Here is a 6,076-nt window from a genome sequence, read left to right on the forward strand (position 1 = left end):
CTATTTTAGGATGTTATGAGAAGCACTGATTTGAAGATATCATATACGGCACTTCTTATTTTATTCCTTTTGTTTTCCGTTTCCCAAGCCGGGACCAATCCTGTCGAGACGGTGCTTGACAACGGTTTGGTAATGGTGACAATAGAGGATCACTCGGTTCCTCTGGTGGCTGTCAGGATCTGTTATCATGTCGGCATCAAGAATGAATGCCCGGGACTTACGGGAATAACATCTATTTGCGAGGCGACAGCGTGGCAGGGGACGAAATCCTTCAAAAAGGGTGAAATTTCGAGAATCATACAGTCGTGCGGCGGGAACACCACCTCGCGCACAGATTGGGATGTAACCCATTTTTATGCCAAGGTTCCTTCTGGAATGCTGGATACGGTTTTGGTGCTTGAGGCCGACCGCATGGCCGGCATCGAAATGACATCCGAGAAACTTCTTCTGGCCAAAGATATTATCAGGAAAAAGAGGCTGGCGGAGGTCGAGAGTTCGATTTACGGTCATATTAATGAGGAGTTTTTCAACCTGGCTTATCGGTCCCATCCATACGGCCATAACAGGTATGGTTGGCCGGAAGATATCGACCGCATGGATCTCGATGATCTCAAGGCATATTACCGCACATATTTTCAGCCGGCCAATGCGATGATTGTCATTGCCGGCGATTTTGACTCCGCAGGTACCGCGGCCCGGGTCAGGGAATTGTTCGGGAGCATTATTTGTGAACCGGCGAAAGAGTGGCGGCCGATCGGTGAACCACAATCGATCGGCGACAGAAGATCCATAATCGAAGGGAATGTGGGAATTCCGGTCTTCATAATTGGATATCGCATTCCCGGGATTACTCATCCGGACATTCCGGCGCTGAGGTTGATAAGCAATATATTGAATACCGGAACATCATCACGAATAAATCAGCGAATGGTCAACGAAGAAAAATCGGCCATGGCGGTCTCGGGTGGAATAATCGAGGCGGAGGATCCGGGATTAATATACAGTTATGCCATACTCAACTTCGATTCGCCTCTGGACGAGGGGGTCAGGCAGATGGCCGAGGAAATAGAGCGGCTGAAAATGGATCAGATCACCGAGGCGGAACTGGAAAAGGCAAAAAACCGGGCCCTGGTCGATTTTTACAGAAGTGAACGAACGCTTGACGATAAGACCGGTATTGCGGCGACATATGGTATGATTGCCAATGATATCCAATTCAGGAAAAAGATGATAAAGGCAATTAAGTCGCTGACTCTGGATGACATCATGAATACTTCGCAGAAATATTTCGACCTGTCCAACAGGATTATGGTTATTGTAAGTCCTCCCGGCGAACGTCCGACTTCGTACCATGAAAGTAATGATGAGCAGGAATAGAATAAATATAGTTATTTATGTTCTGGCGGCGGTTGTCCTCGCGGGCGCTGCGACCTCCGCATCCGTCATTGCTCCGGCCTGCCACCGTTTCAGTTTGTCCAATGGCATGGAGGTTTATCTGATAGAGGATCATCGACAGCCGATGATCGATTTCTTCATGTTATTCGGGACCGGTACGGCCGTCGATTCTTCCCGGACCGCGGGATTATGTTCGGTTTCATTATCGATGCTTCTGGACGGTACGGAGAATTTCCCCGATACGGCGCTGGCCAATGCCATTGATTCCACCGGTGGTACGGTCAATGTCAATGCGCTTCGGGATGGTTCATTTATTGAGGGAACATTTCTTTCGCGGGACCTGCAATTTTCGCTCGAGATCCTGGCCGATATGGTACAACGGCCGAAATTGACGGAAATAAATCTGGAAAGGAAGAAGCGGCGTTTTGTATCGGTATCGATGCAGCGGCAATCCATTGCAAGTCAGCGGCTGACCAATGTCCTGTACTCTCAAATCTATGGTGAGGAAGGTTATGGTTCGCCGACTACCGGGACGCGGGCGGGAATAGAGAATATTGAGCTTGCCGATGTTCAGCAGTTTTTTGACGATAATATCGGGCCGAATAATGCTTCCCTGTTTCTTGGCGGGGATATCACAATTGATGAAACTGTGAAATTGATAAACAAGCTGTTTTCAAACTGGAAACCCGGAATGGGCTTTTCTAAACCGATTGTCAATCTTTCCTTACCGGATTCACTGAAGATTATCATATTGGATTATCCTGAGGCACCCAGCACTGATTTCCTGATCGGTCGTCCGGCCGTACCGGCCGGTTCCGAAAACACGGCCGCCCTGATATTGTTCGATTATATTCTGGGGGGGGGCGGAGAAATCTCCCGGCTGTGGCAGAAAGTCGTACTGGAACAAACCCTGGCCTCTTCGGTCGGTTCGCAGATTGAATGGTCGAAGCAGAACGGGGCATGGATGATTTCCGGCAATTCTTCAAACGATATGGCGCCGGGTGCAATCTTGAAAGTAATGAATGTCATTGAGGAATTGCGAGATATCAAGGTTCCTTTCAAGGAGCTTGACGAAGCCAGGAATTTCTTCTACGGCTATGCGACTGATTATTATGAGACCACATACAGTTCGTTAGCCATGATGGCTACGCTCAAACGGATTGGAGTGGGTCAGGATTTTTATGAAAAGCTATTTGACAGGTTCCGTGAGTGCGACCCTAAGCGTCTGCGAAATATTGCCGGGAGTTTGCTCGATAAAAATAATATGACTATTATCGTGTCCGGTCCCGCTAATATCCTGCGGCCGGGTTTGTCTCAACTCGGCAGTGTTGAAGTAATCGAATCCGTCGAGAATTAAAACAGTCAAAGAATAAAAAAACCCCCGGCCGAAAGCCGGGGGTTTTTTTATTTGGCTACGGGGCCAAAGTCGTGGTATCAGCGGTCAAATTTTCATTCATCGTAACGTAGCCGACATCTTCCTGCTTCCAGCTGGTTCTCTGGAAGACACGCAGACAGGGTGTATTAGGCGGCAGCTTGCCGGGATCATCAAGATCGTTGTCATAGGCCCAGTCACGAATCGGCGGTGTATAGTAGCTGCCACCCCAATTGCCGTTGGCCTGGAGAGAATTCCAGAGATTGATCATTGATCCCCGCCATATGAATCTTACAGTATTCCAATTTTCCAGAAAACGCGGCAGGTTTTCCAAGCCGCCGTTATAATTGGTCATGGTGGTGTTGGTGTTTCCTGTCAGTATGCTGGCATTGACAGTGGTCTGGCTTGCGGGTCGCATGTCCTTCGTCAATGTGGATTTCGTATCATCCCAGCTATTTGACAGAAATGTCACGGCATCCCCGGCAATAGCGACCGGCTGTTTATTGACATTGTTAAAATTTCCCTGGACATAGATCGGATTCTCGCTGTATATCGAAAGCGGCTGGCCCAGGTCGGAACCATTAACGAGGCGGAGGGCGTTGAAAGTCCCGGCACGGTGGTCGGACGCATAAATGACGCCGCCGCCGGGGTAGTAACTGGTCGATTTAAGCAGGGACATATTAATTTCCGTGGTATTAACATTTTTCCCTTCGCGTCCGTCAAAAAATGTTTTCTGAGTGACCGTGCCGGCAGGGAGAAGGCCCGTTACATTTACCCAGGTGCTGGAGACCAGGGAATAAACGTTTCCGTCGATAATTTTCATATTGGCCTTGTTTTCATATGAGTCGGGATTTCCCGAACTGCGCTCGATTAATTTGTGAGCATCCCCGGCATTGGTCAAGGGCAGAGTAAGTTCCGGGTGACCGAAAGCGGCGTCCTGCACGCGACCATTCCAGCGCGACGACGCCGAATCATACCAGTTGGCGTTCGTGGATTGCAGAAAGGAGGCGTCAGCGTTCTTCATGTTTTGATAGTTCCCATCCGTATCCTTAATAAAAATATCTCCTGTTGACAACGGGTTGTTGCCTTTGGGACCATGATATAAATTTTTGGAAGATGAGACATAACTGTCCATCCACAGGGTCGCTCCGGCCTGAAGATAAAGATTACCATTGGTATGAATACGGCCCATTATGCTCATATCGGGGCCGGGCGCAATTTCGAGATCATTATTATAAAACACCGCAAACTGAAAAATAGGCACCATCGCGGCCTCGAATTCCTGAGTCAATCGTATCTGGCTGCCATCGATGAGCGAGGTTCCAATGGATTGTATTCGATACGATTTTACAAGGGCATGAAGGCCGGCCAATGTCCCGAGCGTCAGTGTGCGTTGTACCGCAGCCCCTTTATCGGTCGTAACATAGGCGACAGTGGCGCTGCTGTTTATATTATTGCTTCCGGACGGCATTGTCGTCGGCGGATTACCGGTGGATACATATTGAGCCTGGATGGAGGCGGAGGCCATTTCAAGGCCGGCTTCGGCGGCATAAAAGGAGGTCATTTCGCTCATTTCATTACCGGCGATATTAAGTTCGTCATCGGCCAGTTTCAGGGCCGCAGCTCCAATGATGGTCAGCATCAGCATAACCATCAAGGCAATGAATGTGACCATACCGATTTGATTGTTAAGAAATTTTACCCTTGACATAAAAATATTCCTCGTCTTAATGTCTTTACAGATAGAGATCTAAATAGAATTCCTTTAACTTATAAATCGGCATAAACCCGGTCGATTTTAGTCGATGTCTTTCAATAGCCCTCATGGTCGCTAACCTGTTAAGTGACAATATATTAAAAAACCGGCGGCAGACATCAAGTGTGCCCGGGCCGGCTTTTCAAAAGTCAATTAATGGAAGAGGATTAAATAGAATCCTCCTGAACGGCGTAGCCGATATCGACCTGCTGCCAGCGCGTTCGCTGGAATATACGAACCACGGGTGTTTCCGGCGGTAATTTGCTCGGATCATCGAGATCGGTATCATAAGCCCACTCACGAATCGGCGCCGTATAGTAGATGCCATAGGACCAGGGTGAGTCGGCCTGAAGGGAATTCCACAAATTTACCAGAGAACCGGTAAATTTGAACTTGACCTGATTTCCCCAGTTATCTTTCCAGGTCTCCAGGAAACGGGGCAAATTCTCGAGACCGCCATTGTAATTCGAACTGGTGGTATTGGTATTGCCGGTCATAACCGAAGCATTACAGGTAGTCTCTGTTACTCTTCGACGATTGAGCGAGGTATCGGGGTGCGAGCGGGCATCATCCCAGTTGTTTGATAAAAAGGTGACGGCATCAGCCGCAAGGGCCGCCGGCTGTTTGTCTATTGAGTTGAAGTCACCCTTGACGTACATCGGGTTCTCACTGAAGATGGAAACCGGATGACCCAGATCGGCGGCATCGGCCAATCGAAGAGCGTTGAATGTTCCGGCACGGTCATCCGAAGCATAGATGACGCCGTTGGACGGGAAATATGTACTTGTGGCCAACTTGGCCATATCGACTTCGGTGGTATTGACCCAGGTTCCTTCGTGCTTGTCATAAAATGATTTACTTGTCAGAGTATTGGCCGGCAGAAGGGCGGTAACATTGGTCCAGACACTTCCGATCTGAGCATAGGCGGCGCCGTCGATAATTTTCAACTCAGCTTTATGTTCATAGGAATCGGGATTGCCGGAACCGCGTTCAATCAGTTTATGAGGATCATCACTGTTGGTCAGCGGGAGATTCAGCTCGGTTTGCCCGAAGGCGGCATCCTGAACACGGCCGCCCCAGCGTGATGACGCCGAATCGTACCAGTTGGAATTTGTTGATTCCAAAAAGGATCCATCGGAATTTTTCATATTCTGGTAATTGCCGTCGGTATCTTTGATCTGGACATTGCCGTTATCAACAGATCCCGGGCCCTTGCGGCCATGAAGAAGATCACCGGAACAGGTGACATAACTGTCCATGCGGAGGTTTGAACCGGCCTGGAGCCAGAGATTCCCGTTGGAATGAACCCGGCCGATGAGGGTCATATCGGGGCCAGGGGCGATTTCGAGATCGTTGCCATAGAATACGGCAAACTGGAATATCGGCACCAGGGCGCATTCGAATTCCTGGAGCAGATTAACCTTACTGTTGTCGGCCTGAGACAGCCCGGTAGCGTTGGTCTTCCCCTAAAAAAATGGACACATAGTTAAGATAGGGTAGCCGCCCGTTCGAAGTCAACTGGATTTTTAAAACCCAGGCTCGAATGACGGCGT

At 49.1% G+C, this 6,076-nt stretch carries 5 protein-coding genes; 3 read left to right on the forward strand and 2 right to left on the reverse strand.

The annotated features are described in order from the left end of the window. The first annotated feature begins 15 nt into the window (after positions 1–15). Both CVT49_13875 and CVT49_13880 read left to right on the forward strand, forming a co-directional pair. Entirely contained in the window at positions 16–1,377 is a 1,362-nt protein-coding gene (locus CVT49_13875; protein ID PKK82422.1) for a hypothetical protein, read from the forward strand. Then, a complete protein-coding gene (locus CVT49_13880; protein PKK82423.1) occupies positions 1,352–2,752 on the forward strand; it encodes a hypothetical protein in 1,401 nt (466 codons plus the stop codon). Before CVT49_13875 ends, CVT49_13880 begins: the two co-directional genes overlap by 26 nt. 55 nt (positions 2,753–2,807) lie before the next feature. Here CVT49_13880 and CVT49_13885 read toward each other — a convergent pair whose 3' ends face one another. Both CVT49_13885 and CVT49_13890 read right to left on the reverse strand, forming a co-directional pair. Beyond that, the gene (locus tag CVT49_13885; protein PKK82424.1) at positions 2,808–4,478 is read right to left on the reverse strand and encodes a hypothetical protein; all 1,671 of its coding nucleotides are present in this window, start codon (positions 4,476–4,478) and stop codon (positions 2,808–2,810) included. A 212-nt stretch (positions 4,479–4,690) separates the two neighbouring features. Further along, on the reverse strand, positions 4,691–5,848 hold the full coding sequence (locus tag CVT49_13890) for a hypothetical protein (protein PKK82425.1): 1,158 nt from the start codon (positions 5,846–5,848) through the stop codon (positions 4,691–4,693). Here CVT49_13890 and CVT49_13895 point away from each other — a divergent pair. Continuing rightward, positions 5,825–6,013 (forward strand): hypothetical protein, encoded by a 189-nt coding sequence (locus tag CVT49_13895; protein ID PKK82426.1) that lies wholly within the window; start codon positions 5,825–5,827, stop codon positions 6,011–6,013. The two genes, CVT49_13890 and CVT49_13895, sit on opposite strands and share 24 nt — an antisense overlap. The last annotated feature ends 63 nt before the right edge of the window (positions 6,014–6,076 follow it).

This window comes from candidate division Zixibacteria bacterium HGW-Zixibacteria-1 (genome assembly GCA_002838945.1).
In the GTDB taxonomy this organism is placed as follows: Bacteria; Zixibacteria; MSB-5A5; order GN15; family PGXB01; genus PGXB01.

What these genes read in the sequence shown, in the direction of transcription:
- CVT49_13895 (PKK82426.1), top strand. Translation starts at nt 5,825, where the DNA reads ATGAACCCGGCCGATGAGGGTCATATCGGGGCCAGGGGCGATTTCGAG.
- CVT49_13885 (PKK82424.1), bottom strand. Translation starts at nt 4,478, where the DNA reads ATGTCAAGGGTAAAATTTCTTAACAATCAAATCGGTATGGTCACATTC.
- CVT49_13880 (PKK82423.1), top strand. Translation starts at nt 1,352, where the DNA reads ATGAAAGTAATGATGAGCAGGAATAGAATAAATATAGTTATTTATGTT.
- CVT49_13890 (PKK82425.1), bottom strand. Translation starts at nt 5,848, where the DNA reads ATGACCCTCATCGGCCGGGTTCATTCCAACGGGAATCTCTGGCTCCAG.
- CVT49_13875 (PKK82422.1), top strand. Translation starts at nt 16, where the DNA reads ATGAGAAGCACTGATTTGAAGATATCATATACGGCACTTCTTATTTTA.